A 25821-nucleotide genomic window follows, 5' to 3' on the forward strand; every position below is an offset into this window, starting at 1 on the left:
TAACTCTCAGGGTGATAAATTGGCTTAATGGACAAAGATTTGTTCTTTTGAGGATAAGATGAGCCGTAAATTTGACTACCTTGGGGATGTAGAGGCTTTCATTGCGGTGATCGAGAAAGGTTCTTTTACTGCGGGTGCCGTGGCGCTTTCTACCACGGCTTCCGTGCTGAGCCGGGCCGTTTCCCGCCTTGAAACGCGCCTGGGGCGACAATTGCTGCATCGAACCACCCGCAATCTGGGCCTGACCGAAGCCGGGCGGCTCTACCTGGAGCAGGCGCGATCGGCATTTCAACAACTGGACGACGCCGGGCGCGAAATCCAGGGGCTGGAAGGCGAACTGACCGGCCGCGTGCAGATAAGCGTGCCCACCACTTATGGGCACTACCGTCTACCGCCGCTGCTAGCGCGCTTTGCCCAGCAGTACCCGCAAGTCCGGGTGGAGTTGAATATCACCAATCGCAATGTCGATTTGGTCGCGGAGGGTTTTGATCTCGCCATCCGCCTTGGCGACTTGCCCGACAGCGGCCTGGTCGCGCGCAAGCTCGAGGATGCGGCGTTGCTTTTGGTCGCCTCACCCGGCTACCTCAATCGCGCCGGTACACCCAAGACATTGGAAGAATTGGAGCGGCACATCTGCCTGCCGTTCGTCATGCCGCGCACCGGCCGGCTCGCACCCTGGGTATTTCGCGACGGTGAGCGTGACGTTGACTGGCTGCCCAGCTCATCCATCGAAATTTCCGACGACGTATTGGGCGTGGTGTCCCTGGCCGAACAGGGTATCGGTATTTGCCAGAGCTATGAATTTATCGTTCATGACCGAATGGAAAACGGCCGGTTGGTGGAAATACTGCCGCATTTGCGCGGCCGTTCACGCCCCTTCTCGGTGGTATACGCACCGCATCGCCGCCAATCGCCGGCAACGCGGGCGATGATCGAACTGCTGTGTTTATAGGGGGGTTTGGGGTAGAAAAATGCCAGTAGTAACTGAGTCTGTTATCTAATTTTGGGGTAGATCACAGCTTTGGTAATTAATATTTCAACTTGTAAATTCATGTAAACATGCCATTATTCTCGCGCTTTTATTAACTTACAAAAGGGATATTTATGAAAAAGTTACTTGCCGCAGTCGTTCTCACCATGACTGTCACTGGCTGCGCTCAGCAAACATTCACTGTAAAAAATGACGTAGCGATAGCACCAAAACAGATCACTACTCATCACTTCTTTGTGTCCGGCATTGGCCAGAAGAAAACTATTGATGCGGCTGCCGTTTGTGGCGGGGCAGATAAAGTTGTTCGTACAGAAGTACAGCAAACTTTCGTCAATGGGCTGCTTGGTTTTGTGACCCTCGGTATCTACACCCCGCGTGAAGCTCGCGTATATTGCTCATAATCATTCTTCAATGAAATTAAGCCCGTTTACAAGTCGGGCTTCTTAATTTCCGTGCCACTACGGTACTTTCCGCATTATCGATGGTATTCATCAGTGAAGCCCCCTGCCTTTCTGCCTCAATCTTATGGATAAGTGGGCGATACGTGACTGCAATTGAGTGATGTCATCTGCTTGAATAAGCCCCCCGAAAAACTGGTTGGCAATTTAAATCCCAATCTCATAGGTCAGGACCCCACAACCATTGTCTGCCATTTACTTACCTTTTAGTAATAAAAAACCTCGCCAGAACGAGGTTTTTTTATAAATCGCCATATCAAAAGACTTAATAATTACTTACAGGCTTCATTCCCAACATAATCAGCGATAGAGCCGGAAACGATGTCGCTCATGTTCTGATCCGCCGGAGAGGATTTCATTTGTTCCAACGAATCACCGCTTCCTAAGTACTTGACAGTCCTGTTAACACAGTCATACGCTCGCTCTGAGTAAGACACACCAGAACTTCCCTCGCGTTTCGTGACAATGGTTTTCAAACCAGCGTTCTCACCCTTGGTTAATACTGTGTATTTAGCCTTTGAATCGGAAGGAATTGCTATTTTATATTCCGCCGAATGTGCTAATGGGGAAGCAAATAGCACCAATGTCAACAAAGCCTTTCTCATATAAATCCCCCAATCAGTCTGCCCATCCTGATTTTGTTTCGATGGCTGATTCAGACATGGTGTATTTCTCAACCACATCGCCATTGAAAAGTATAGTCAGCTCTTTCTTGGTGCCATTGGTACCGTTATGGAACAGTCCATAGAACGGGATAAACGTTTTACCGCTCACTTTCACCTTTGCATGGACATATTTCCAGATCTCTTTCCCGCCATCGGTAAAGCTCACGCTATCTGGAGAGCCAAGCATTGTCTTCAACTGGGCCTTGGTGGTGACACCCTCTTTGATTTTGCTTTGCATGCTAACTTCTGTTTCTTTCTGAAGCTGCTTATTCCCTGATGAGGCACACCATGACAGCGACAGTAATCTTTTTCATTCAGTCCTTTTCCCATAGACAAGTAACAAGTCGTTACATGGTAGCAGAGAGTGCAGCGGCGGCAACGAAAAAACCCGCCGGAGCGCTGAGGAATCCCCAGTAATGGGCGGGTAAAAAAGACAGGCATAGGGATTTATGATCGACTGATTGTGCGACCAATTCAGCGAGATCAACTCTATGCCTGCCCGCACAATATGCCAGAAGTTTTTTCGGGACGCTTTAGCCCCGTTTCATCAGTACCGTCAAAATGCCCTTCTCGATGCCACCGTTGCTTTAATCCACGGCGCATCACTTACTCTGACCAGTATCGGACGCCATCTTCCTGGTAGTGCGCAGGTTAACAACAAAATAAAACGCGTTGACCGGTTACTGGGTAATACCGCACTGCATAATGACATCCCTCTGATATTCAATAATATTATCTCTATTCTGACTCAGCGGCTGTCGTGGTGTGTGATTGCCGTTGACTGGAGTGGCTATCCGTCACAGGAATATCATGTTCTGAGAGCAAGCCTGATTTGTGACGGTCGCTCCATTCCTCTCCTCAGTCAGATAATGCCTTCCGCGAAACAACAAAATGCACAGGTACAAAAGGCATTTCTGGATACACTTGCTGGGGCTATTGTGCCAGATATACGGGTGATGATCGTGACTGACGCAGGTTTTCAGAATGCTTGGTTTCGGCACATCAGAAGTCTGGGCTGGGATTTTATGGGCCGGGTCAGAGGAAATATCCAGCTCAGGCTAAAGGAAAAAGGCGAACAATGGCTGAGAAGGCAGTCTCTTACGGCAAAAAGAAAGCCTGAATATCTGGGGCCAGGTACTCTAGCACGCACCGAATACGCCCAGTGTGACGGGCATTTTTATCTCCACAAAAAAGAGGCTAAGGGGCGAAAAAACAAGCGAAGCCGCTGCCGTATATCTCGCCATTCTCAGGAACGGGATGGGCGAGCTTCGGCTAATGGACCGTGGCTTATTTTCAGCAGTAGCGATGAATTCAGTCCTGCAAAAGTGATGAAACTCTACAGCCGGAGAATGCAGATTGAGCAGAACTTCCGCGATGAGAAAAGTGAAAGGTTTGGTTTTTGGTCTTCGCGCCAGCCACAGCAGTACTGAAGGGCGAATACGGGTGCTGAGTCTGCTTGCCACACTGGCCACTGCCGTGTTGTGGTTAATTGGTTATCATGCTGAAAATAAAGGGTTACATCTGAGGTATCAGGCCAACAGTATTAAATCAATGCGGGTACTTTCATTTCTGACATTAGCGGAGAATATCTTGCGACACTCTCCGCTAATTTTAACAAGAACGGTACTGAATACCGTTCTTAACCATCTCGCCAGAACCTACCGAAGTATGGTGCTGATTTATTAGCACTGAGTTTTGTGGGGATCTCTCAGCGCCGGAGCGGGTTTAGGTGCTATTCAGCGAAGCCCCGCATGGGTTGATCACGTTCAGGCAACCAGTGGCAAGACAACCCAGTGAGAAGGACTCATGCTGCAATACGAGATTTAGACGTATTTTATGTGATGGGAAGGAGGTAACGGGCAACGCGCTTAGCTATCTTTGCCAAGATGGCGCAAAGCCAAATGCATAAGCAATGGCGTTGGAAAATTCTGGGGGATAGCACCCAATCATTTAACTGAGTATGCAAGGCAGATAGATTCGATTTTTGGAGGCTTGGTCCCAAATCTGTCCCATGTTGAAATTGAGAAGCTTGGGTGAGTAATGTAAGCCGTTGAATCTTAATGGTACGCCCTACAGGGCTCGAACCTGTGACCTACGGCTTAGAAGGCCGTTGCTCTATCCAACTGAGCTAAGGGCGCATTGGGATGCGGCAACCGGGGGTTGCGGGTTGGGATTATACGGTCAGAGGTCACTGAGTCAATGCCTTTTCATGACGTTACGGCAGCAGCCGTGCTTTATGGCGATTTTTCACCCATCACCCGTACCGCCCATTGGGCCAACGCCCTCATTTATCCTGCGTGAGATCCGGCAGCAAGCTGTTGCTGCGCTGGGCCAGGCCGCGATCGGCGGTGGTGGGAAGGCGTTCGGATTGCTCCAGCCCTGCCGGGCGTTGCAGGCAAACGCGGGCCGAGCGCACCACTGCGTTGATATTCCCCCAGTCGGCATGCTGCGTCGTCAGCAGGTTGCAGGCCGCCGTCAATTGTTGGTTCAGCACGGCGCTGACCGGTGCAGCATTTAACGAGGCGTGGCTCAATGGCATCCACGCCAGCAGCATACTAATACCCATGAGTTTTCTCATGCTCGCAGCCCCCGGTACAACGCGTGCAGCCGCGCTCTCCATGAGGGCTGCGCTTTGTGTACCGCGAGTTTGTGCAGCGCAATCAGCTGCGCCACATCCGCCGGGTGCAAAGAAGAGTCGAACACCGTTTCACCAACGTGCTTCGGTTGGCTAGCAATCGGGCGGCGCAATGAGCGCAACCGGGCGATGACCATCATGATTTTTACTCTCGTAGCGCAGTATGAATAATGCCAGCTTACGCAGCAGCCGGTAAAAAAGGCGTAGAGGATCATTCCGTTGGCATAAAAAAAACGTAAATCCCCACCGGCAAACGCCAGCGATCGCGATTCAACGCCTGACAGCGCGCTCAGCTTCTGACAAAATAGCGCCATCCCCCGCTTTTCTTAATTGATGGATTTCCTCACTGATGGCAGCAAAGATTATTGATGGTAAAACGATTGCGCAGCAGGTTAGAAACGAAGTGGCTGAGCAAGTTAAACAACGTCTGGCGGCCGGCAAACGCGCCCCGGGCCTGGCGGTCGTGCTGGTTGGCGAGAACCCGGCGTCACAGATTTACGTCGCCAGCAAGCGCCGCGCCTGTGATGAAGTGGGCTTTCTCTCCCGCTCTTACGATCTGCCTGCCACCACCAGTGAGGCCGAACTGCTGGCACTGATCGACAAACTGAACGCCGACGGCGAAATCGACGGCATTCTGGTGCAGCTGCCGCTGCCGGCCGGCATCGATAACGTTAAAGTGCTGGAACGCATCCATCCGGATAAAGACGTCGACGGTTTCCATCCGTACAACGTCGGTCGCCTGTGCCAGCGCGCGCCGAAGCTGCGCCCCTGCACCCCGCGCGGCATCGTCACCCTGCTCGAGCGTTATGACATCGATACCTACGGCCTGAATGCCGTGGTGGTTGGCGCATCCAACATCGTTGGCCGTCCGATGAGCATGGAGCTGCTGCTGGCCGGTTGCACCACCACCGTAACCCACCGTTTCACCAAGAATCTGCGTCATCACGTTGAAAACGCCGATCTGCTGGTGGTGGCGGTCGGTAAGCCGGGCTTTATTCCGGGCGATTGGATCAAACCGGGCGCGATCGTGGTCGATGTCGGCATCAACCGTCTGGAAAGTGGTAAAGTGGTCGGTGACGTGGATTTCGATGCCGCCAGTGAGCGTGCAGCCTACATTACCCCGGTTCCGGGTGGCGTTGGCCCGATGACCGTTGCTACACTGATCCAAAATACCTTGCAGGCCTGCGAGGAATATCACGACGTTCAACCTAAATAAGTAAGGCAGTATGGAAACTTTTAATCTGGATAGTCACCCGCACATCGAACTGTGCGACCTGCTCAAGTTCCAGGGCTGGTGTGAAAGCGGCGGTGCCGCCAAAGAAGTCATCGCCGAAGGGTTGGTGAAAGTGAACGGCAAAGTCGAAACGCGCAAACGCTGCAAAATCGTCGCCGATCAGGTTGTGGAGTTTAACGGCGGCAAGGTTGTGGTTAAGCCGTAAACCCCTCTCCATAGAAAAAGGCGCTGATGATCAGCGCCTTTTTTGTTTGCGGCTACGCCTGTTACTTACGGCGCCAGGTGGTCCCCTGCGGGCCGTCTTCCAGCACGATATTCATCTCGTTCAACCGATCGCGAGCGGCATCCGCCAGCGCCCAGTCTTTGGCTTTGCGCGCGTCGTTACGCTGTTTGATTAACGCCTCGATCTCCGCCACTTCACCGTCGTCAGTCTGTGCGCCGCTTTGCAGGAACTGTTCCGGCTCCTGTTGCAGCAGGCCCAGCACCTTCGCCAGCTTGCGCAGTTCCGCCGCCAACCCGTTGGCCGCCGCCATGTCTTCGCCTTTCAGGCGGTTGACGTCACGCGCCAGATCGAACAGCGCCGAGTAGGCTTCCGGGGTGTTGAAATCGTCGTCCATCGCTTCGCGGAAGCGGGCTTCGAAGACTTCGCCGCCGGCCGGTTGCGCATTGGCGTCGGTACCGCGCAGTGCGGTGTACAAACGCTCCAGCGCGGTGCGCGCCTGCTTGAGGTTCTCTTCGCTGTAGTTCAGCTGGCTGCGATAGTGGCCGGACATCAGGAAATAACGCACCGTCTCGGCATCGTAATGGCCGAGCACGTCGCGGATGGTGAAGAAGTTATCCAGCGATTTCGACATCTTCTCGCGGTCGATCATCACCATGCCGGAGTGCATCCAGTAGTTGACGTACGGGCCGTCGTGGGCGCAGCTGGACTGAGCAATCTCGTTCTCGTGATGCGGGAACATCAGATCCGAACCGCCGCCGTGGATGTCGAAATGGGTGCCGAGCTGCTTGCAGTTCATGGCGGAACATTCAATGTGCCAGCCTGGGCGGCCCGCGCCCCACGGCGATTGCCAGCTCGGTTCGCCCGGTTTGGACATTTTCCACAGCACGAAGTCCATCGGGTTGCGCTTCACGTCGTCAATCTCAACGCGCGCGCCGGCCTGCAACTGATCCAGATCCTGGCGTGACAGCAGGCCGTATTGCGGATCGCTATCAATCGAGAACATCACGTCGCCATTGCTGGCGACATAGGCGTGATCGCGATCGATCAGGCGTTGGGTGATCTCGATGATCTCGGCGATATGCTGGGTGGCGCGCGGTTCTTGATCCGGGCGTTCGATCAGCAGCGAATCGAAGTCCGCATGCATCTCCGCCAGCATGCGTGCGGTCAGTTGATCGCAGCTTTCGCCGTTTTCCGTCGCGCGGCGAATAATTTTGTCGTCAACGTCGGTCACGTTGCGCACATAGTTCAGCGAATAGCCGAGATAACGCAGGTAACGCGCCACCACGTCGAAAGCGACAAAGGTACGCCCGTGGCCGATATGACACAGGTCATAGATGGTTACCCCGCACACGTACATGCCCACTTTACCGGCATGAATGGGTTTGAATTCCTCTTTTTGACGACTCAGGGTATTAAAAATCTTTAGCATCGGGACATTCCGTGGTGTGCGTGATAACAAAAATGATAATTGGGCTGTTCATCCAGCAACGTATTGAAACCCGAAGCCTGATCTAATGCAAGGTTAAGCCCGCGCTTTGCTGCGCCGGGTTGCGCAAATCGGTGATATCCCCGTCATCTTGCAAGCCGCAGCGTTGTTGCCTGCACGCCCTCACCCCAGTCACTGACTTAAGTAAGTGACTGGGGACTCCTGCGTTTGCCGCCTGGCTGCAACTTGCAAGCTATAGGGGATAAATTAATGCCCGCCGCATTTGTTATAATATAACAAAACCCGATTTACCACAGAGCCTGCGCGGTTTAGCCGCTGCTGACTCGTTAATAGAGATATGTTATAAGGTCGGTCTGAATGTTCACTCGCTCTACGTGACGTCTCACTTCATCTTGTTAGGACTAAAACTATGGTTACTTTCCACACTAATCACGGCGACATCGTTATCAACACCTTTGCTGACAAAGCGCCGGTTACCGTTGAAAACTTCCTGAACTACTGCCGTGCAGGTTTCTACGACAACACAATCTTCCACCGTGTTATCAATGGCTTTATGATTCAGGGTGGCGGTTTTGAGCCAGGCATGAACCAGAAAGACACCAAAGCGACCATCAAGAACGAAGCCAACAACGGTCTGAAAAACACCGTGGGCACCCTGGCGATGGCACGTACCAACGATCCGCACTCCGCTACCGCTCAGTTCTTCATCAACGTGGCTGACAACGACTTCCTGAACTTCCGCGCCGAGAACGCGCAAGGTTGGGGTTACTGCGTATTTGCCGAAGTGGTTGAAGGCATGGACGTGGTCAATAAAATCAAAGCCGTGAAAACTGGCCGCAGCGGCATGCACCAGGATGTTCCGGTAGAAGACGTGATCGTCACCAGCGTTACCGTCAGCGAGTAATCGCGGCTGCATGAATACGCTGTTCATCGCGGATCTGCACTTATGCGCACAGGAACCGGCAATCACTGCCGGTTTTCTGCGTTTTTTGCGGCACGATGCGATCCACGCCGAAGCGCTGTACATTCTTGGCGATCTGTTCGAAGCCTGGATCGGCGATGACGATCCCGAACCGCTGCACGCGGAGATTGCCGCTGAGCTGAAGACGCTGCAGCAAGCCGGCGTGCCCTGCTACTTTATCCACGGCAACCGCGATTTCCTGCTCGGCAAGCGCTTTGCCCGCGCCAGCGGCATGCAACTGCTGCCGGAAGAGAAAGTGCTGGAGCTGTACGGCCGCAAAATCCTGATCCTGCACGGCGACACGCTGTGTACCGACGATCAGGCCTATCAGCAGTTCCGCCGCAAGGTACATAATCCATTAATCCAAAAGCTGTTTTTGGCCATGCCCCTGCGCTGGCGCCTGAAGATTGCCGCCAGGATGCGCGCGCGCAGCCGGCAGAGCAATCAGGGCAAATCGCAAGCCATTATGGACGTCAACCCGCAGGCGGTTGAGCAGGCGATGCTGAACCATAACGTACACTGGATGATTCACGGCCACACCCACCGCCCGGCGGTGCATGAGCTGGAACTGAGCAACGGCAAGGCCCACCGCGTGGTGCTGGGCGCCTGGCACACGGAAGGCTCGATGATCAAAGTCAGCGCCGACGCCGTCGAACTGATCCAATTCCCCTTCTAACCCCCTGACTTGCCACGCGAGTAATAAAATTCGCGTTTTCGACAGTGAAAACCGGCGACGCAACCGTTTTCCTCGCCGTGCGCTCATGGTATGATCTGCGCCCTCATTCGGCCTCCCGCCGCAGGCAACCGGCCGTCGTTTGTACACTTACAGGAGCCTTACACCCATGGGAGCCAACGCCGCTTCAGCCGCCAATGCTGGAGTTAAAATCGCAATTGTAATGGGATCGAAAAGTGACTGGGCCACCATGCAGTTCGCGGCCGAAATCCTGACCCAACTCGATGTCCCCTTCCATGTCGAAGTCGTTTCCGCTCATCGCACGCCAGACAAGCTGTTCAGCTTCGCCGAACAGGCCACCGCCAATGGCTTTGACGTGATCATTGCCGGTGCGGGCGGTGCTGCGCACCTGCCGGGCATGCTGGCGGCGAAAACGCTGGTTCCGGTGCTGGGTGTTCCGGTACAAAGCGCCGCGCTGAGCGGTGTAGACAGTCTGTATTCTATCGTGCAAATGCCGCGCGGCATTCCGGTCGGCACCCTGGCGATCGGCAAAGCCGGTGCGGCCAACGCCGCGCTGCTGGCGGCGCAAATTCTGGCGCTGCACGATACCGCGCTGGCGCAACGTCTGGCCGACTGGCGCCAGGCGCAGACCGAAGAGGTGCTGAACAACCCGGATCCGCGGGAGGAAGCATGAAGCCGGTTTGCGTACTGGGCAACGGCCAATTGGGGCGCATGCTGCGCCAGGCCGGCGAACCGCTGGGCATCGCCGTTTACCCGGTCGGCATCGACGCCGAGCCGGAAGCGGTGCCCTATCAAAACAGCGTGATCACCGCCGAAATCGAACGCTGGCCGGAAACCGCGCTGACGCGTGAATTGGCGACCCACAGCAGCTTCGTCAATCGCGATATTTTCCCCCGTCTGGCGGACCGCCTGACGCAAAAACAGCTGCTCGATCAGCTCGGCCTGGCCACCGCGCCGTGGCAATTGCTGGCCGATGCCGCCGAGTGGCCACAGGTGTTCGCCACCCTCGGCGAACTGGCGATCGTCAAACGTCGCGTTGGCGGTTACGACGGCCGCGGCCAATGGCGCTTGCGCCCGGGCCAGGAAGCGGAGCTGCCGGCGGATGCCTACGGCGAGTGCATCGTCGAGCAGGGGATTAACTTCTCTGGCGAGGTTTCGCTGGTGGGCGCGCGCGGGCACGACGGCAAGTCGGTGTTCTATCCGCTGACCCATAACCTGCATGAAGAAGGCATTCTGCGCACCAGCGTGGCACTGCCGCAGCCTGACCCCGCCCTGCAACGGCAGGCTGAGCAGATGCTGGCGGCGATCCTCGACGAGCTGAACTACGTCGGAGTGATGGCGATGGAGTGCTTTATCGTTGGCGACAGCCTGCTGATTAACGAGCTGGCACCACGGGTGCACAACAGCGGCCATTGGACGCAGAACGGCGCCTCCATCAGCCAGTTCGAACTGCACCTGCGCGCCATTCTCGCCCTGCCGTTGCCAAAACCGGTGGTAAGCACACCGTCGGTGATGGTCAACCTGATCGGCACCGCCGTGAATCAACAGTGGCTGGCGTTGCCGTTGGTGCATTTGCACTGGTATGAGAAAGAGGTGCGCGAAGGCCGCAAGGTCGGCCACCTCAACCTGAACGATCCGAGCGCCGCCGCGCTGCAACAGGCGTTGCAGGCACTGGCGCCGCTGCTGCCGGCCGAATACCAGAGCGGCCTGGCCTGGGCAGGGCAAAAGCTGGTTTAAGGCTTTACTTCGCACCAACATCAAAGGGTTCAGCTTGGCTGAGCCCTTTTTTATGGCCGATGAAAAACTACCGGGTATAGCCTTGCGGGTTTTTGCTTTGCCAGTTCCAGGTATCACGCATCATCGCATCGATCCCACGCTGCACTTCCCAGCCCAGTTCCTGTTTAGCCAAACTGACATCGGCCCAGAAAGCGGGCAAATCCCCGGCACGGCGCGGTAAAATCCGATAAGGCACGGCAACGCCGGCGGCTTTTTCAAACGCATGCACCATCTCCAGCACCGAATGCCCTACCCCGGAACCCAGGTTATAAGCTTTAAAACCGGCGATCTGCTTTAGGTGATCCATCGCCGCCAGGTGGCCCTGCGCCAGATCCATCACGTGAATATAATCGCGCACGCCGGTTCCGTCTTTGGTGGGATAATCACCGCCGAATACGCTCAGGTGATCCCGCTTACCGACGGCCACCTGAGCAATATAAGGCAGCAGATTATTCGGGATCCCGCTGGGGTCTTCCCCCATCAATCCGGATTCATGGGCGCCCACCGGGTTGAAGTAGCGCAGAGAGACAATGGAAAAGGCCGGTTCCGCCTTGGCGAAATCCTGCAGAATCTGCTCAACCATCCACTTTGAAGTGCCGTAGGGGCTGGTCGTGCCGCCGATTGGCATGTCTTCCCGGTAAGGCACCGGCGCATCTTCGCCGTACACCGTCGCCGAAGAGCTGAAGATAAACTGATGAACCCCGGCATCGCGCATGGCTTCCAGCAATACCAGCGTGCCCGCCACGTTGTTCTGGTAGTACTCCAGCGGCTTGCGGGTGGATTCTCCCACCGCTTTCAGACCGGCGAAATGGATCACCGCAGCAATCTTGTGCTCGCCGAAGATCCGGCTCAGGCACGCCGCATCCCGCACATCCCCCTGATAGAACACCGCCGCTTTACCGGTCAGTTGCTCTGCACGGCGCAAGGACTCTTCGGAAGCGTTGATCAAATTATCCAACACCACCACCTCTTCGCCGCGCTCCAGCAGCGCCAGTACCGTATGTGAACCTATGTATCCGGCACCGCCGGTCACTAAAATCGCCATCATGCTCCCCTTTCATCAGCCGCGGGCGCCAACGCCCGAGGCATAAGCCTGTTTCATGCGCGCAGCCAACCGACTAGCGCGTACCGATGTTGCGTAATGGCTTGCCGGCCATCAGATTGCGTTCGATATGTTCCAGAGAGATATTTTTGGTTTCCGGGATCAACGCCAGCGTAATAAAGATAAACGCCACGTTGAGCGCCGCGTAGACCCAAAAAGTAGAGGCGCTGCCCAGCGAATTGAGCATGGTCAGGAAAGTCGCGCCGACGATCATGTTGGCGATCCAGTTGGTGGCGGTGGAACAGGTGATGCCAAAATCACGGCCTTTCAGCGGTTGGATCTCCGAACACAGCACCCAAATCAACGGGCCGGCGCTCATGGCGAAACCGACAATGAACATCAACAACATGATAACGGCGAAATATTGCGTCGCCGGCGAGCTCATGCCGATGCTCATCATGGTTCCCAGCGCCCCCATGCCCACCGCCATCACGATAAAACCGAGGATCAGCGTCGGTTTGCGGCCCCAGCGATCCACCAACCCAATGGCGATAAAGGTCGCCAGCACGTTAACCAGCCCGACGATCACCGTTCCCCACATTTGCTGTTCGGTACTGGCAAAACCCGCCAGGCCAAAAATCTTCGGCGCGTAATACATGGTGACGTTCATGCCGGTAAACTGCTGCATCACCTGCAACAAGATGCCGAGGAAAACGGCGCGGCGGAAATTTTTATTCTCCTTGAACAACGCCCAGCCGCTCTGCTTCAGTTTGAGGCTTTCACGGATTTCGTTCAGTTCATGCTGTGCCTGGGCGCTGCTGTCGCGCAGTTTCTCCAGCACCTGACGCGCCTGTTCATGGCGATTGCGCGAGGCCAGCCAACGCGGGCTATCCGGCAGGAAGAACACGCCAATCAGCAGCAAACCGGCCGGAATGGTGATAACCCCCAGCATCCAGCGCCAGGCGCCGGTGTAACTGAACGCGGTATCAGACAGGTAGGCGGCCAAAATCCCGATGGTGATCATCAATTGATACATCGAAATCATGCTGCCGCGAATTTTCTCCGGCGCGATTTCAGACAGGTAAATCGGCGCAGTATAGGAAGCGATGCCCACCGCCAACCCCAGCAGAATGCGCGAGAGTATCAATATGTCCACATTGGGTGCCGCTGCGGAACACAATGACCCCACCACGAACAGGATTGCGCCGATCATCAGGCTGTATTTGCGCCCGATGCGGAAATTCATCCAACCGCTGCCCACGGCGCCGACCGCCGCGCCGAACATCATCGAGCTGACCACCCATTCCTGTTGGGAACTGGTGATGTGAAAAGAGTCGGCAATAAACGGCAAAGCACCCGCAATCACGCCGATATCCAGACCAAACAGCAGCCCGGCTAATGCAGCCAGAAAACAGACGAAAAAAGTCATACCGGCATTCGTCTGGCTTTTATCAGCCGACGCAATTTTGACGGTAGCACCCATACAGCCTCCAAGAGATAACGTTGAATCAGTTAGCCGTCATGATAGGAGGCAATCCGCAGGAGGTAAGTGAGTGAGATCACATTAGTGGAAACGGTTACATTATTTTCATTTTCAAAAACTCACGTATCGGCAAGCCAAATTCACCATATAATATTGATTATATTTATAAAAAAATTCACATCAATTACTGACACTCCCAAGATAAAAACCTCGCTTATCAGACGTCGATATTAATCTTTAAGGATAGCCATTTATTTGTAAGCGATTTCACTTAAGCCAAAGACTCCACACAGAGCAATGTGGAAGGGAAAAGGCGTTTTCAGGCAGGGAGTTTGAAAAGGAAATATTTGTATTTTCAATAGCAAAGGTATCGGCCCGGCACCCGATAACAGAGAGCCGGGCCGACTATGCAACGGTTTAGCCGTCGTAACTGCGGAACAATGCCTGGCCGCGCAGCAACCGCACGCCCAGCCAGCCGCCGCACAGCGACAGCAGCAGCGCACTGAGCAACGGCAACGCCCACCACAGCACCGGCGTGGGTGCCCACGGGAAGTCGAATACCTGGCTTTGCAACAGCCACAGTGCCGCTTCCGCCCCCACCGCAGCGGCTACCCCCGCCACCAGCCCCAGCAGCGCAAACTCGCACCACAGCGTGCTGCGCAACAGGCGCTTGCCGGCCCCCAGAGTACGGTACACCACCAGTTCCTGGCGCCGCTGCCGCATACCCACTTGCACCTGCGCCATCAGCAACAAGCCACCGCAAAGCACTACCAGCACCACCATCACCTCCAATGCGCGGCTGACCTGTTGCAGCACCCCGCCGACCTGCTTGAGGATTGACCCGATGTCCAGCAGGCTGAGCGTCGGGAATTGCCGGTTGAGCTGGGTCAGCATCTGGCCGTCCCCGTCATAGCGGAAACTGGTAAGCCAGGTCTGCGGTTGACCGTCCAGCGCACCCGGCGGGAAGATGAAGTAAAAGTTCGGCTTCAGGCTTTCCCAATCCACCTGCCGCAGGCTGGTGACCTTGGCGCTGAACGACTGGGTATCGCCGCTGAAGGTCAGCGTGTCGCCCAGTTTAATCTTGAGCCGCCCGGCAATGCCCTGATCCATCGACACCTCACCGGCCTTCGGTGGCCAACTGCCCGCCAGCAGTGGATTGTGCGCCGGCAGATCCGCCAGCCAGGTCAGGTTCAGCTCACGGTTAACTGCTTCACCGCCCGGATCGTCCTCATGCACCCGCTCGGTCGCCACCTGCTGATTAATCTCGGTCAGGCGCACACGCACAATCGGATAATAGGTTTCCGGCTTGACCTGGTGCTGCTGCAGGAAGGTTTTCACCTGCGGTACCTGCGCTTCAGTCAGGTTCAGCAGGAAGTAGTTCGGGCTGTCCGGTGGCAGTTGCTGTTGCCAGCGTTCGAGCAGATCGCCACGCAGCACCAGCAACAACGCCAGCAGCATAAACGACAGCGAAAACGCCGCCAGTTGGCTGACCGTTACCCAGGGTTGATGCAGCAGGCGATTGACCGCTAACCGCAGCGCCAGGTTCTTCAGCGTAATACGGCGCAGCAGCAACAAACTGCCCCAGCCAATAGCGCCCAACAGCAGCGCCAGCACCAGAATACCGGCGAGGATCGACCACAGCAGCGTGCTGGCTCCCATTAATGCGGTCAGCAGCGCTACCACAATCACCGCCGTCACCGGCAGGAAATAGCGCAGCGGCCAGACGTTAGCCACCACGTCGCGGCGCAGCACCCGCAGCGGCTGGGTCGCCAGCAACTGCCGGTACGGCCGCAACCCCACCAGCAGCGAAATCATCAGCAACGCGCCGATCGCCCACAACCACGGCCAGGCCCCGGCGGCAGGCAATTCCGCCGGCAACACCGGTGCCAGCAGCCGGATCAGCACCGCTTCAAACCCCAGGCCGATAATGCCGCCGCACGCCGCCGCCAGCAAAATGACTGCCAGCCACTGGCCGACAATCAGCTTGCGCAAAGCGCTGCGGCCGGCACCCAGCGTTTTCAGCACTGCGATCAGATCGTAACGGCTGCGGCAATAGTGGCTCATGGCCACCGCCACGGCGGCAATCGACAACAGCAGAGTCAGCAGTGCCGACAGCAACAGGAATTGCTGCGATCGTTGCAGCGATTTGCCCAGCGCGCTGCCGGACTCCTGCAATCCAAACCAACGCTGGTCGGGTTGCAGCTGCGGTGTCAGACGCGTTTCGTAACGCTGAACGTTCTCCGGGGCGCCGGCGAACATATAGCGGTAAGTCAGGCGACTGCCCGGCTGCACCGCCCCGGTTTTATCCACATCCGCTAGGTTGATCATGATGCGCGGCGCAGTCTGGAACGGATTGAAGCCGGAGTCCGGCTCCTGAAGGATTTCACCGGCAATGCGCAAGCGCGTGTCGCCCACGTCCAGCGAATCCCCCACTTTCACATTCAGCAACGCCAGCAAACGCGGTGCCACCAGCACCGACCCCGGAGCAAGCTTGACGTTGGCCGGGCGCGTTTCCAGCTTGCCGTACAGCGGATAGGCCAAATCGGTGGCTTTCACGTCCGCCAGTTGCGGCCTGTCGCCGGCGTAAGTCATGGTGGTGAACGACAGCTGGCGGCTCACTTTCAGCCCTTCCTGCCGTGCATCCAGCAGCCAGCCTTCCGGCACCGGCCGGGCGCTGCGCAGCACCCGGTCACCGGCGATGAAATCGCGGCTCTGCTGGCTCAGCCCCTTGTCCATACGATCGCTGATGCTGCCCAGCGCCAACACGCAGGCCATCGACAGCGTCAGCGCCAGCCAGACAATCAGCAGTGACGGCGATCGCCACTCCCGCCAAAACCAGCGCCAGATCATGCTTCCTCCCACAGCTTGCCTTCACGCAGGCGCAACCGCCGCTGGCAGCGCGCCGCCAGGGTTTCGTCATGGGTGACCAGGATCAGGGTGGTGGAGAAATCGCGGTTGAGGGAGAACAGCAAATCGGCGATGCGTTCGCCGGTCTGGCGATCGAGGTTGCCGGTGGGCTCATCGGCAAACAGCACCCGCGGCCGGCCGCTGAAGGCGCGCGCCAACGCAACCCGCTGCTGCTCACCGCCGGAAAGTTGCGCCGGCAGGTGATCGAGCCTTTTCCCCAGCCCCAACTGCTCCAGCAACTGAACCGCCTGCTCGCGGCTCTGCCTGTCGCTCTCGCCGCGCAGCAGCGCCGGCAATTGCACGTTCTCCAGCGCGTTGAGCGTCGGCACCAGCATAAATGACTGAAATACGAAGCCGACGTTTTTGGCGCGCAGGGCCGCGCGCCCTTCTTCGTCCAGCGCGGTCAGCGATTCCCCCAACAAATGCACGTCCCCTTCGCTGCCGTCGTCCAACCCGGCGAGGATCCCCAGCAGCGTCGATTTGCCCGAGCCGGATTCGCCAATCAGGGCAATCGTCTGCGCGGGTTTGACAACCAGCTCGACTCCGGTAAGGATGGAGAGCTGATGCTCACCCTGACCAACGTGTTTACTAAGATGATGAACTTCAAGAACGTTTTCCGCTGGCATCTTCCCTTCCTTTTGCTGTTGGGATTATTCAGTTTACGCGCTGTCGCCGCCGATACCTTATTGATTTTAGGCGACAGTTTAAGCGCCGGTTACCGCTTGCCGGTGGAGCAGGCCTGGCCGACGCTGCTGGCCGACCAATGGCAGAAAAAACCGGGCGATCCGCAGTTGGTGAACGCCAGCATCAGCGGCGACACCGCCGCTCAAGGGCTGGCGCGCCTGCCTGCACTGCTGAAACAACACCAACCGCGCTGGGTGCTGATCGAACTGGGCGCCAACGACGGCCTGCGCGGTTTCCCGGCGCAGGACGTGCAACGCGATATCAGCCAGATCATTACTCTGGTGCAGCAGGCCGGTGCGCAGCCGCTGCTGATGCAAATCCACATTCCGCCCAACTATGGCCGCCGCTATACCGAGGCTTTCAGCGCGATTTACCCGCAGCTTGCCAGGCAGTTCAACATTCCACTGCTGCCGTTCTACATGGAACAGGTGGTGATAAAAGCGGAATGGATGCAGGATGACGGATTGCACCCCAATAAGGACGCCCAACCGTTTATCGCCACCTGGATGGCGGAACGCCTGGAACCTCTAGTAAAACATGAGTCTAACTAAATAGGGTTGTACACTAGGTAAAGTTATGCAAAAAGCGGTATTGATAACCGGCTGTTCCAGCGGGATAGGACTGATTGCAGCGCAGGATCTGCGTAATCGCGGCTACCGGGTGCTGGCCGCCTGCCGCAAGCCGCAGGACGTGGAAAATATGCGTCAACTGGGGCTGGAAGGCATTGAGCTGGATCTGGACGACAGCGACAGCGTCGAACGCGCGGCGGCGCAGGTGATAGCGCTGACCGGCGGCCGGCTGTATGGCCTGTTCAACAATGGCGGCTTCGGCGTTTACGGCCCGCTGAGCAGCATTTCCCGTCAACAGTTGGAGCGGCAATTCTCCACCAACCTGTTTGGTACCCATCAGTTGACCCAGTTGCTGTTGCCGGCGATGCTGCCGCACGGCGAAGGGCGCATTATTCAAACCAGTTCGGTGATGGGGCTGGTCTCCAGCGCCGGACGCGGCGCCTATGCCGCCAGCAAGTTTGCGCTAGAAGCCTGGTCCGACGCGCTGCGCATGGAGCTGCACGGCACCGGCATTCAGGTCAGCCTGATTGAGCCCGGCCCGATTTCGACCCACTTTACCCAGAACGTGAACCAGGCGCAGAGCGATAATCCGGTGCATAACCCCGGTATCGCCAAACGTTTGACGCTGCCGCCGGAGGCCATTTTGCCGAAGCTGCGCCACGCGCTGGAAAACCCACGCGCCAGGCTGCGCTATCCGGTGACCTTGTTGGCGCACGCGCTGAGCGTATTGCGCCGCATTCTGCCCGGCCGCTGCCTGGACTGGCTGCTGCGCAGCAACGGTTAATTGGGCCACAGGGGTTGAAGAATGGCGCCCCGCCCCCATCTAAAAGCCAATGGCTCCGCAAGATCAGAGAGAAAATCACATGCTAGCTCAAGCTGTTGTTGATATTAACGAAACAAACCTGCACCAAACGCTGGAACAATCGATGTCCCTGCCGGTGCTGTTCTACTTCTGGTCAGAGCGCAGCCAACACTGCCTGCAGCTCACTCCGGTACTGGATAAACTGGCGGCGGAATATGCCGGTCAGTTCTTGTTGGCCAAAGTGGACTGCGACGTAGAACAAGCGATCGCCGCCCAATTCGGGCTACGTTCCCTCCCTACGGTTTACCTGTTCAAAGACGGCCAACCGGTCGACGGCTTCCAGGGCCCGCAGCCGGAAGAGGTCATCCGCGAATTCCTGCAGCGCTTCCTGCCGAAGGAAGAAGATCTGAAACTGGCACAGGCAACCGAACTGCTGGCTGAAGGCAATGCGGCTGACGCGCTACCGCTGTTGAAAGACGCCTGGCAAGCCAGCCGGCAACGCAGTGATATCGGCCTGACGCTGGCGGAAACCCAGATCGCGCTGAACCGCACCGAAGAGGCCGAGGCGGTGCTGGCGACTATCCCGCTACAGGATCGCGATACCCGTTATCAGGGCCTGGTGGCGCAGATTGAATTGCTGAAGCAGGCGGCCGACACGCCGGAAATCCAGCTGTTGCAACAACAGGTGCAACAACAGCCGGAGAACGTCGAGCTGGCCGTGCAACTGGCGCTGCAACTGCATCAGGTGGGGCGCAACGAAGAAGCGCTGGAACTGCTGATGGGGCACTTGAAGAAAGATCTGGCCGCCGCCAACGGCAGCGCGCGCAAGACGCTGATGGATATCCTGGCCGCACTGGGCACCGGTGACGCATTAGCGGCTAAGTACCGTCGTCAGCTGTACTCTCTGCTCTACTAAATACCCTTCGTCTTTCCAGCCGCATCGTTGTTGGCTGCACGTTCGAACCCCAGTCACTTAGTTATCTAAGCTCCTGGGGCTTCTCGCGCTTGCCGCCTAGATGCAACAGGAAATCCATTGGGTAGATGTTATGCCAAAGCAAAAAACTGGAGTGGTATCCCCTAAATAGTTCGAGTTGCATCCAGGCGGCAAGTTTGTAAGTCCCCAGGAGCTTACTCAAGTAAGTGACTGGGGCGCACAAACGCGGCCAACGCCGAGGCAGCTCGAAATATGACGGGGATATCAGCGGTAGACTCGAATACCGCCATCAACGCCTTTCGGGCTGAACAACACTTGCCACAGCTGGATATCGCGCGAACGGAACGCGCCCGCGCAGGCATTCAGGTAATAGGTGAACATCCGCTCGAAGCGCTCAGAGTAATTTTCTGACAGCGCCGGCCACGCCCGTTTGAAATTCTCATACCAGGCCATCAGCGTGCGATCGTAATCGGCGCCGATATTATGCCAATCCTCCATCACAAAACGCTTTTCGCTGGCTTCGGCGATTTGACGCACCGAGGGCAGGCAACCGTTGGGGAAGATGTATTTATCAATCCAGGCGTCGACGTGGAGATTGGTTTGGTTGGCGCCAATGGTGTGCAGCAGGAACAGGCCATCGGGCTTCAGATTGCGCTCCGCGACGCTGAAATAGGTATCGTAGTTTTTCGGCCCGACGTGTTCAAACATACCGACGGAAACGATGCGGTCAAATTGGCGGTTCAAATCGCGGTAATCCTGCAGCAGAATCTCTACGTCCAGCCCCTGACAGCGCTCCTGAGCCAGCTTTTGCTGCTCGGCCGAAATGGTCACGCCGTACACCGACACACCGTAATTTTCCGCCGCATACTGCGCCAGCCCGCCCCAGCCGCAACCGATGTCCAGCAGCGACATGCCCGGTTTCAGTTGCAGCTTCTCGCAGATCATTTTCAGCTTAGCCAGTTGCGCCTGCTCCAGCGTTTCCGCGTCCTTCCAGTAACCGCAGGAATATTGCATATAGGGATCGAGCATCGCACGGAACAGATCGTTGCCGATGTCGTAATGCTCTTTCCCCACCTGCCAGGCGCGTTTGCGTGATTGCCGGTTAAACAACCGCGCATAGGCGATCCGCGTAATGTCCGTCAGGTGTTTTGGCAGGCGTTCATCAACGCCGAAATGCAGGATGCGGGTAAATAGCGCGTCCAGCCTTTCGCAATCCCACCAGCCGTCCATATAGCTTTCGCCAAACCCGAGCGAGCCTTCCTGCAAAATGCGTTTAAATAAGCCCGGGTTGTGCACCTGAAGATCACATGCATTATTCCCGTTGATGGCAATACCGGCCGCAGCCAGCATTTCTTCCACGATGAGATACCAGCGATCTTTTTTCTGGGCGAGTTCATCGACACTGATTGAGTCCATAACGATCCTTGGCGCAAGATGTCACTTCAAAAAGCATAGTCGCAAATAGAAATGACAAAAGTTTGAAATAAGCGCAGCGGCCGATCCCACTCTAGCCAAGACAGACAACGTCATGAAATGAAGTAAAATTATTGGAAACATGCCAATTTGGAATGTTATCGCTCCCTATACTGATTTATCTCCTGAAACGACCGGGGATATTAGGCTTTCCCTCCGCGGTGGCGTAAAATCTTCTTACATATGTCTGACAGGAGGTTTGCCATGTTTACCCTTATCCCCATCGTGATTGTCGTCGCGCTGATCATCGTCTTCGCCGGCGTCAAAATTGTACCGCAAGGGTTCCAATGGACGGTGGAACGCTTCGGCCGCTACACCAAAACGCTGATGCCCGGTTTGAATCTGGTCGTGCCCTTTATGGATCGCATCGGCAGAAAAATTAATATGATGGAACAGGTGCTGGATATTCCCTCGCAGGAAATCATCTCGCGCGATAATGCCAACGTGGCCATCGATGCGGTGTGCTTTATCCAGGTGGTGGATCCGGCGCGCGCCGCTTACGAGGTCAGCAACCTTGAGCGGGCGATCGTCAACCTGACCATGACCAACTTCCGTACCGTGCTCGGCTCAATGGAGCTGGACGAAATCCTGTCGCAACGTGACAGCATCAACAGCCGCCTGCTGCATATCGTGGACGAAGCCACCAACCCGTGGGGCGTCAAGATCACCCGTATCGAGATCCGCGACGTGCGCCCGCCTGCCGAACTGATCGCCTCAATGAACGCCCAGATGAAGGCCGAACGTACCAAGCGTGCGGATATTCTTGAGGCCGAAGGCGTGCGCCAGGCAGCCATTCTGCGCGCCGAAGGGGATAAGCAATCGCAGATCCTGAAAGCCGAGGGCGAACGCCAGTCGGCATTCCTGCAGGCCGAAGCGCGCGAACGTGCCGCAGAAGCGGAAGCTCGGGCCACTCAGTTGGTTTCCGACGCTATTGCCAGCGGCAATATCCAGGCGGTGAACTATTTTGTGGCGCAGAAATACACCGATGCACTGCAGAAGATCGGCTCCGCCAACAACAGTAAAGTCATTATGATGCCGCTGGACGCCAGCAGCCTGCTCGGTTCAATCGGTGGCATTGCCGAGCTGTTGAAAGACACCAAAGGCAAGTAATCATGCTCGAACAAATTGCAGCAAACCCGCACTGGTTCTGGCTTTCGCTCGGCGGGCTGCTGCTGGCGGCCGAGATGCTCGGCGCCAGCGGTTACCTGTTATGGAGCGGCGTGTCGGCGGTGGTGGTCGGGGCGATCGTCTGGCTGCTGCCGCAGTTGGCCTGGGAGTGGCAGGGGGTGATTTTTGCCGTACTGACCATTGTCGTGGCCTATCTGTGGTGGTACTGGCTGCGGCAGCGACCGGCTGCGGCATCCAGCGGCTCTCAGGTGCTGAACCAACGCAACCGCCAGTTGATCGGCACCCGCGCTACCTTGACTGAAGCCATGCATAACGGCATGGGCCGCATTAACATCGGTGACAGCAGTTGGCGCGCGCAGGCCAGTGAAGATCTGGCGATAGGGACCGAAGTGGAAGTGATTGCCGTCGAGGGCGTCACCCTGGTGATCCGTGCCGTTACGCGCTAGTGATTGTGGCAGCAACCGGCCAGGTTATTAATGATCGGGCATTCCGCCCCGTCATCGCCCGGGCATTCGTTCGCCAGCGCCAGCAGACGCTGGCGCATCTCGCCCAACTCACCGATGTGTTTTTCAATATCCGCCACTTTTTGCAGCGTGCGCGCTTTCACATCGGCGCTATGCCGGGCCGGATCGTTAAACAACGCCACCAGCTCGCGACACTCATCCAGGTTAAAACCCACCTGTCGCGCCTGGCGCAGCAGCGTCAGCTCTTCAATATGCTTCGGGTTATAGCTGCGGTAACCGTTATCGGTACGGATCGGCGCGGTAACCAGCCCTTTCTCTTCATAAAAGCGGATCGCCTTGCTGGTTAAACCGGTTTTTTTCGCCACGTCGCTGATATTCATTTTCACTCCTTGACCTTCCCCTTGCTGGAAGGTTTAACCTCATTCTTAGTGAAAATAGGCTAAGCGGTCAACCTTTAAACACCGCACTTGAGCGAGGAACCGAATCATGTCACAAACCACCGTGCTGGCGTTGCAGGGGTTAACCTGCATGAACTGCGCGCAACGGGTGAAAAAAGCCCTGGAAAGCCGCAGCGATGTCGAACAGGCAGAGGTCAACGTCCATTACGCCAAAGTCACCGGCGATGCGCCGAGCCAGGCGCTGATCGACAGCGTGATCGCCGCCGGTTACCAGGCTGCCGTAGCGCAACGACCGGATACCGAACTGCAACTGAGCGGCCTGAGCTGCATGCACTGCGCCGCCAGCACCCGCAAAGCGCTGGAAGCGGTCCCGGGCGTGATCGCGGCAGAGGTCGGCATCGAGTCGGCCAAGATCTATGGCGATGCCGCTCCCGAGGCATTGATCGCCGCAGTAGAAGAGGCCGGTTATCACGCCAGCGTCAATGGAGCCGCCCTTCTCCCAAAAACTGAGCCGTTGACTGAATCAGCCCCTGAATTGCCGGAACCCCAGGCAGCGGCCCTCTCTTCCCTTCCGGTAACCCACCTCAACGACGATGATGACAGCGTTCAACTGCTGCTCAGCGGCATGAGTTGCGCCAGCTGTGTCAGTAAAGTCCAAAGCGCGCTGCAAAGCGTGCCCGGCGTCGAACAGGCGCGGGTCAATCTGGCAGAACGTAGCGCGTTGATTACCGGCGGTGCCGATCCGCAGGCGCTGGTGGCGGCGGTGGAAAAAGCCGGCTACGGCGCGGAAATGATCCAGGACGAAACCGAACGCCGCGAGCGCCAACAGCAGACCGCGCAGGCCAACATGAAGCGCTTCCGCTGGCAGGCGGCGCTCGGCCTGGCGCTGGGCATTCCGCTGATGGCCTGGGGCCTGTTTGGCGGCAGTATGTCGCTGACACCGGAAACCCAGCGGCCGTGGCTGCTGGTTGGCCTGATCACGCTGGCGGTGATGGTGTTCGCCGGCGGGCATTTTTACCGCAACGCCTGGCGCGCGCTGCGCAACGGCAGCGCCACCATGGATACGCTGGTCGCACTCGGCACCGGCGCCGCCTGGCTGTATTCGATCAGCGTCAACCTGTGGCCCAATTTCTTCCCGATGGAGGCGCGGCACCTGTACTACGAGGCCAGCGCCATGATCATCGGTCTGATCAACCTCGGCCATGCGCTGGAGCAGCGGGCGCGCCAGCGTTCGTCGCAGGCGCTGGAGCGGCTGCTGGACCTGACGCCGCCGACGGCGCGGCTGGTGACCGACGACGGCGAGAAAACCATTGCGTTGGCACAGGTGCAGCTCGGCATGACGCTGCGCCTGACCACCGGCGATCGTATCCCGGTGGACGGCGAAATTGTGCAGGGCGAAGTGTGGCTGGACGAAGCTATGCTGACCGGCGAAGCGGTGCCGCAGCAGAAAGGCATTGGCGATACGGTGCATGCCGGTACGGTGGTGGATGACGGCAGCGTGCTGTTTCGCGCCGGCGCAATCGGCAGCAAAACCACGCTGGCGCGAATCATCAAACTGGTGCGTCAGGCGCAAAGCAGCAAGCCGGAGATCGGCAAACTGGCGGACCGCATTTCTGCGGTGTTCGTGCCGGTGGTGGTGGCCATCGCCCTGTTCAGCGCGGCGATCTGGTATCTCTTCGGCCCGCAGCCGCAATTGGTTTACACGCTGGTGATCGCCACGACGGTATTGATCATCGCCTGCCCTTGCGCACTGGGCCTGGCGACACCGATGTCGATCATTTCCGGCGTTGGCCGTGCGGCCGAGTTCGGCGTACTGGTGCGCGATGCCGATGCGTTGCAGCAGGCCAGCACTCTGGATACGCTGGTGTTTGATAAAACCGGCACCCTCACCGAAGGCCAGCCGCGCGTGGTGGAGATCTTCACCTTCAATCAGATCGGCGAGCAGCAGGCGCTGCGTTGGGCCGCCGCGCTGGAACAAGGTGCCAGCCACCCATTGGCGCGGGCCATCGTTGAGCACGCCGCCGGGCAAGCGCTGCCGCCGGTTGAGCAGTTCCGGACCCTGCGCGGTGCCGGCGTCAGCGGCGAAGTGGACGGCGTGAAGCTGCTGCTGGGCAACGCCGCGCTGTTGCAACAGCACCAGGTGGCGACCACAGCGCCGCTGGAGGCACTGATGCAGCAACAAGCGGAGCGCGGCATTACGCCGGTGCTGCTGGCAGCCGACGGGCAGCCGGCTGCCCTGATCGCCATCCGCGATCCGCTGCGCAGCGACAGCGTTGAAGCGCTGCAGCGTTTGCATCGTCAGGGCTATCAACTGGTGATGCTGACCGGCGACAACCCGGTGACCGCCAACGCCATTGCCAAAGAGGCAGGAATCGACAAGGTCATCGCCGGCGTGCTGCCGGACGGCAAGGCCGAGGCGATCAAACAGTTGCAGGCGCAGGGTCACCGCGTGGCAATGGTCGGCGATGGCATCAACGACGCCCCGGCACTGGCGCAAGCCGACGTGGGCATCGCGATGGGCAGCGGCAGCGACATCGCTATCGAAACCGCCGCCATCACCTTGATGCGCCACAGCCTGAATGGCGTCGCCGACGCGCTGGAACTGTCGAAGGCCACGCTGCGCAACATGAAACAGAACCTGCTCGGGGCATTCATTTACAACACGCTCGGCATTCCCATCGCCGCCGGAGTGCTGTATCCGCTGACCGGCACGCTGCTCAGCCCGGTAGTGGCGGGCGCAGCAATGGCGCTGTCTTCCATTACCGTAGTCAGCAACGCCAACCGGCTGCTGCGTTTTAAACCGAAACGCTGAATGCCACAGGGGGCGCAAATCCTTGCGCCCCGCTTCCTTTG

At 57.4% G+C, this 25821-nt stretch carries 25 protein-coding genes, 1 tRNA gene and 1 pseudogene; 15 read left to right on the top strand and 12 right to left on the bottom strand.

What is annotated here, in order from left to right; genetic code table 11:
* Positions 1 to 58 precede the first annotated feature (58 nt).
* Positions 59 to 952 carry a LysR family transcriptional regulator gene (locus V2S86_RS13915; RefSeq protein WP_330762885.1) on the top strand — a complete coding sequence of 298 codons (894 nt, stop codon included), beginning with the start codon at positions 59 to 61 and terminating at the stop codon, positions 950 to 952.
* Between the two features lie 152 nt (positions 953 to 1104).
* The gene (locus V2S86_RS13920) at positions 1105 to 1392 is read left to right on the top strand and encodes a Bor family protein (RefSeq protein WP_330762886.1); all 288 of its coding nucleotides are present in this window, start codon (positions 1105 to 1107) and stop codon (positions 1390 to 1392) included.
* A 329-nt stretch (positions 1393 to 1721) separates the two neighbouring features.
* Here the strand turns inward: V2S86_RS13920 and V2S86_RS13925 are convergent, their stop codons facing one another.
* Positions 1722 to 2054: a hypothetical protein gene (locus V2S86_RS13925; protein ID WP_330762887.1), complete on the bottom strand. Its 333-nt coding sequence runs from the start codon at positions 2052 to 2054 to the stop codon at positions 1722 to 1724.
* A gap of 13 nt (positions 2055 to 2067) precedes the next feature.
* Entirely contained in the window at positions 2068 to 2352 is a 285-nt protein-coding gene (locus tag V2S86_RS13930) for a hypothetical protein (RefSeq protein WP_330762888.1), read from the bottom strand.
* Between the two features lie 253 nt (positions 2353 to 2605).
* Here V2S86_RS13930 and V2S86_RS13935 point away from each other — a divergent pair.
* A pseudogene (locus V2S86_RS13935) lies at positions 2606 to 3800 on the top strand (IS4 family transposase).
* A 375-nt stretch (positions 3801 to 4175) separates the two neighbouring features.
* On the opposite strand, the gene V2S86_RS13945 reads toward V2S86_RS13935, so the two are convergent.
* From V2S86_RS13945 to V2S86_RS13955, 3 genes are all read right to left on the bottom strand, one after another.
* Positions 4176 to 4252 (bottom strand) — tRNA-Arg (locus V2S86_RS13945).
* 146 nt (positions 4253 to 4398) lie between these two features.
* The gene (locus V2S86_RS13950; protein WP_330762889.1) at positions 4399 to 4692 is read right to left on the bottom strand and encodes a hypothetical protein; all 294 of its coding nucleotides are present in this window, start codon (positions 4690 to 4692) and stop codon (positions 4399 to 4401) included.
* Entirely contained in the window at positions 4689 to 5063 is a 375-nt protein-coding gene (locus tag V2S86_RS13955; RefSeq protein ID WP_330762890.1) for a hypothetical protein, read from the bottom strand. Before V2S86_RS13955 ends, V2S86_RS13950 begins: the two co-directional genes overlap by 4 nt.
* Positions 5064 to 5098: 35 nt before the next feature.
* Here V2S86_RS13955 and folD point away from each other — a divergent pair, with 35 nt between their 5' ends.
* On the top strand, positions 5099 to 5965 hold the full coding sequence (gene folD / locus V2S86_RS13960) for a bifunctional methylenetetrahydrofolate dehydrogenase/methenyltetrahydrofolate cyclohydrolase FolD (protein WP_006322343.1): 867 nt from the start codon (positions 5099 to 5101) through the stop codon (positions 5963 to 5965).
* Positions 5966 to 5975: 10 nt separating this feature from the next.
* Entirely contained in the window at positions 5976 to 6188 is a 213-nt protein-coding gene (ybcJ, locus tag V2S86_RS13965; protein WP_330762891.1) for a ribosome-associated protein YbcJ, read from the top strand.
* Between the two features lie 61 nt (positions 6189 to 6249).
* On the opposite strand, the gene cysS is transcribed toward ybcJ, so the two are convergent.
* Positions 6250 to 7635, bottom strand: coding sequence for a cysteine--tRNA ligase (gene cysS, locus V2S86_RS13970; RefSeq protein WP_330762892.1), 1386 nt, complete (start codon positions 7633 to 7635; stop codon positions 6250 to 6252).
* Between the two features lie 427 nt (positions 7636 to 8062).
* On the opposite strand from cysS, the gene ppiB reads away from it, so the two are divergent.
* From ppiB to purK, 4 genes are all read left to right on the top strand, one after another.
* Positions 8063 to 8557 carry a peptidylprolyl isomerase B gene (ppiB, locus tag V2S86_RS13975; RefSeq protein ID WP_212558785.1) on the top strand — a complete coding sequence of 165 codons (495 nt, stop codon included), beginning with the start codon at positions 8063 to 8065 and terminating at the stop codon, positions 8555 to 8557.
* Positions 8558 to 8567: 10 nt separating this feature from the next.
* Entirely contained in the window at positions 8568 to 9290 is a 723-nt protein-coding gene (lpxH, locus tag V2S86_RS13980) for a UDP-2,3-diacylglucosamine diphosphatase (RefSeq protein ID WP_330762893.1), read from the top strand.
* A gap of 166 nt (positions 9291 to 9456) precedes the next feature.
* Positions 9457 to 9981 carry a 5-(carboxyamino)imidazole ribonucleotide mutase gene (purE, locus tag V2S86_RS13985; protein ID WP_330762894.1) on the top strand — a complete coding sequence of 175 codons (525 nt, stop codon included), beginning with the start codon at positions 9457 to 9459 and terminating at the stop codon, positions 9979 to 9981.
* Entirely contained in the window at positions 9978 to 11045 is a 1068-nt protein-coding gene (gene purK / locus V2S86_RS13990; protein WP_330762895.1) for a 5-(carboxyamino)imidazole ribonucleotide synthase, read from the top strand. The genes purE and purK overlap by 4 nt, the downstream gene beginning before the upstream one ends.
* A gap of 67 nt (positions 11046 to 11112) precedes the next feature.
* Here purK and galE read toward each other — a convergent pair whose 3' ends face one another.
* The 4 genes from galE to ybbA all read right to left on the bottom strand — a co-directional run bounded on the left by galE (position 11113) and on the right by ybbA (position 17142).
* On the bottom strand, positions 11113 to 12129 hold the full coding sequence (galE, locus tag V2S86_RS13995; protein ID WP_330763203.1) for a UDP-glucose 4-epimerase GalE: 1017 nt from the start codon (positions 12127 to 12129) through the stop codon (positions 11113 to 11115).
* Between the two features lie 73 nt (positions 12130 to 12202).
* Entirely contained in the window at positions 12203 to 13609 is a 1407-nt protein-coding gene (locus V2S86_RS14000; RefSeq protein ID WP_330762896.1) for a sugar porter family MFS transporter, read from the bottom strand.
* A 417-nt stretch (positions 13610 to 14026) separates the two neighbouring features.
* Complete coding sequence (ybbP, locus tag V2S86_RS14005; RefSeq protein ID WP_330762897.1) at positions 14027 to 16459, bottom strand: putative ABC transporter permease subunit YbbP; 2433 nt, start codon at positions 16457 to 16459, stop codon at positions 14027 to 14029.
* Positions 16456 to 17142, bottom strand: a complete 687-nt coding sequence (gene ybbA, locus V2S86_RS14010; protein WP_004949414.1) for a putative ABC transporter ATP-binding protein YbbA — start codon at positions 17140 to 17142, stop codon at positions 16456 to 16458. Before ybbA ends, ybbP begins: the two co-directional genes overlap by 4 nt.
* On the opposite strand from ybbA, the gene tesA reads away from it, so the two are divergent.
* The 3 genes from tesA to V2S86_RS14025 all read left to right on the top strand — a co-directional run bounded on the left by tesA (position 17113) and on the right by V2S86_RS14025 (position 19487).
* Positions 17113 to 17751 (top strand): multifunctional acyl-CoA thioesterase I/protease I/lysophospholipase L1, encoded by a 639-nt coding sequence (gene tesA / locus V2S86_RS14015; protein WP_330763204.1) that lies wholly within the window; start codon positions 17113 to 17115, stop codon positions 17749 to 17751. The genes ybbA and tesA overlap by 30 nt on opposite strands.
* 25 nt (positions 17752 to 17776) lie before the next feature.
* Positions 17777 to 18553, top strand: coding sequence for an SDR family oxidoreductase (locus V2S86_RS14020; RefSeq protein ID WP_004949412.1), 777 nt, complete (start codon positions 17777 to 17779; stop codon positions 18551 to 18553).
* 79 nt (positions 18554 to 18632) lie between these two features.
* A complete protein-coding gene (locus V2S86_RS14025; RefSeq protein ID WP_330762898.1) occupies positions 18633 to 19487 on the top strand; it encodes a co-chaperone YbbN in 855 nt (284 codons plus the stop codon).
* Between the two features lie 282 nt (positions 19488 to 19769).
* Here V2S86_RS14025 and cfa read toward each other — a convergent pair whose 3' ends face one another.
* Complete coding sequence (gene cfa, locus V2S86_RS14030) at positions 19770 to 20921, bottom strand: cyclopropane fatty acyl phospholipid synthase (RefSeq protein ID WP_330762899.1); 1152 nt, start codon at positions 20919 to 20921, stop codon at positions 19770 to 19772.
* 261 nt (positions 20922 to 21182) lie between these two features.
* On the opposite strand from cfa, the gene V2S86_RS14035 reads away from it, so the two are divergent.
* On the top strand, positions 21183 to 22088 hold the full coding sequence (locus tag V2S86_RS14035; protein ID WP_004949405.1) for an SPFH domain-containing protein: 906 nt from the start codon (positions 21183 to 21185) through the stop codon (positions 22086 to 22088).
* Positions 22089 to 22090: 2 nt separating this feature from the next.
* Positions 22091 to 22552 (top strand): NfeD family protein, encoded by a 462-nt coding sequence (locus tag V2S86_RS14040; RefSeq protein WP_197912935.1) that lies wholly within the window; start codon positions 22091 to 22093, stop codon positions 22550 to 22552.
* Here V2S86_RS14040 and cueR read toward each other — a convergent pair.
* The gene (gene cueR, locus V2S86_RS14045) at positions 22549 to 22950 is read right to left on the bottom strand and encodes a Cu(I)-responsive transcriptional regulator (protein WP_126480791.1); all 402 of its coding nucleotides are present in this window, start codon (positions 22948 to 22950) and stop codon (positions 22549 to 22551) included. The genes V2S86_RS14040 and cueR overlap by 4 nt on opposite strands.
* A gap of 106 nt (positions 22951 to 23056) precedes the next feature.
* On the opposite strand from cueR, the gene copA reads away from it, so the two are divergent.
* A complete protein-coding gene (gene copA, locus V2S86_RS14050; RefSeq protein ID WP_330762900.1) occupies positions 23057 to 25780 on the top strand; it encodes a copper-exporting P-type ATPase CopA in 2724 nt (907 codons plus the stop codon).
* Positions 25781 to 25821 lie beyond the last annotated feature (41 nt).

The organism is Serratia sp. C2(1), assembly GCF_036352655.1.
In the GTDB taxonomy this organism is placed as follows: domain Bacteria; phylum Pseudomonadota; class Gammaproteobacteria; order Enterobacterales; family Enterobacteriaceae; genus Serratia; species Serratia inhibens.

Coding starts and splice junctions, on each gene's coding strand:
- purE (WP_330762894.1), top strand. CDS start 9,457: ATGGGAGCCAACGCCGCTTCAGCCGCCAATGCTGGAGTTAAAATCGCA.
- V2S86_RS13955 (WP_330762890.1), bottom strand. CDS start 5,063: ATGGCGCTATTTTGTCAGAAGCTGAGCGCGCTGTCAGGCGTTGAATCG.
- ybcJ (WP_330762891.1), top strand. CDS start 5,976: ATGGAAACTTTTAATCTGGATAGTCACCCGCACATCGAACTGTGCGAC.
- V2S86_RS14020 (WP_004949412.1), top strand. CDS start 17,777: ATGCAAAAAGCGGTATTGATAACCGGCTGTTCCAGCGGGATAGGACTG.
- cfa (WP_330762899.1), bottom strand. CDS start 20,921: ATGGACTCAATCAGTGTCGATGAACTCGCCCAGAAAAAAGATCGCTGG.
- ppiB (WP_212558785.1), top strand. CDS start 8,063: ATGGTTACTTTCCACACTAATCACGGCGACATCGTTATCAACACCTTT.
- cysS (WP_330762892.1), bottom strand. CDS start 7,635: ATGCTAAAGATTTTTAATACCCTGAGTCGTCAAAAAGAGGAATTCAAA.
- V2S86_RS13930 (WP_330762888.1), bottom strand. CDS start 2,352: ATGCAAAGCAAAATCAAAGAGGGTGTCACCACCAAGGCCCAGTTGAAG.
- V2S86_RS14035 (WP_004949405.1), top strand. CDS start 21,183: ATGTTTACCCTTATCCCCATCGTGATTGTCGTCGCGCTGATCATCGTC.
- purK (WP_330762895.1), top strand. CDS start 9,978: ATGAAGCCGGTTTGCGTACTGGGCAACGGCCAATTGGGGCGCATGCTG.
- V2S86_RS14025 (WP_330762898.1), top strand. CDS start 18,633: ATGCTAGCTCAAGCTGTTGTTGATATTAACGAAACAAACCTGCACCAA.
- ybbA (WP_004949414.1), bottom strand. CDS start 17,142: ATGCCAGCGGAAAACGTTCTTGAAGTTCATCATCTTAGTAAACACGTT.
- lpxH (WP_330762893.1), top strand. CDS start 8,568: ATGAATACGCTGTTCATCGCGGATCTGCACTTATGCGCACAGGAACCG.
- V2S86_RS13950 (WP_330762889.1), bottom strand. CDS start 4,692: ATGAGAAAACTCATGGGTATTAGTATGCTGCTGGCGTGGATGCCATTG.
- V2S86_RS13915 (WP_330762885.1), top strand. CDS start 59: ATGAGCCGTAAATTTGACTACCTTGGGGATGTAGAGGCTTTCATTGCG.
- cueR (WP_126480791.1), bottom strand. CDS start 22,950: ATGAATATCAGCGACGTGGCGAAAAAAACCGGTTTAACCAGCAAGGCG.
- V2S86_RS14000 (WP_330762896.1), bottom strand. CDS start 13,609: ATGGGTGCTACCGTCAAAATTGCGTCGGCTGATAAAAGCCAGACGAAT.
- galE (WP_330763203.1), bottom strand. CDS start 12,129: ATGGCGATTTTAGTGACCGGCGGTGCCGGATACATAGGTTCACATACG.
- V2S86_RS13925 (WP_330762887.1), bottom strand. CDS start 2,054: ATGAGAAAGGCTTTGTTGACATTGGTGCTATTTGCTTCCCCATTAGCA.
- ybbP (WP_330762897.1), bottom strand. CDS start 16,459: ATGATCTGGCGCTGGTTTTGGCGGGAGTGGCGATCGCCGTCACTGCTG.
- V2S86_RS14040 (WP_197912935.1), top strand. CDS start 22,091: ATGCTCGAACAAATTGCAGCAAACCCGCACTGGTTCTGGCTTTCGCTC.
- tesA (WP_330763204.1), top strand. CDS start 17,113: ATGAACTTCAAGAACGTTTTCCGCTGGCATCTTCCCTTCCTTTTGCTG.
- folD (WP_006322343.1), top strand. CDS start 5,099: ATGGCAGCAAAGATTATTGATGGTAAAACGATTGCGCAGCAGGTTAGA.
- copA (WP_330762900.1), top strand. CDS start 23,057: ATGTCACAAACCACCGTGCTGGCGTTGCAGGGGTTAACCTGCATGAAC.
- V2S86_RS13920 (WP_330762886.1), top strand. CDS start 1,105: ATGAAAAAGTTACTTGCCGCAGTCGTTCTCACCATGACTGTCACTGGC.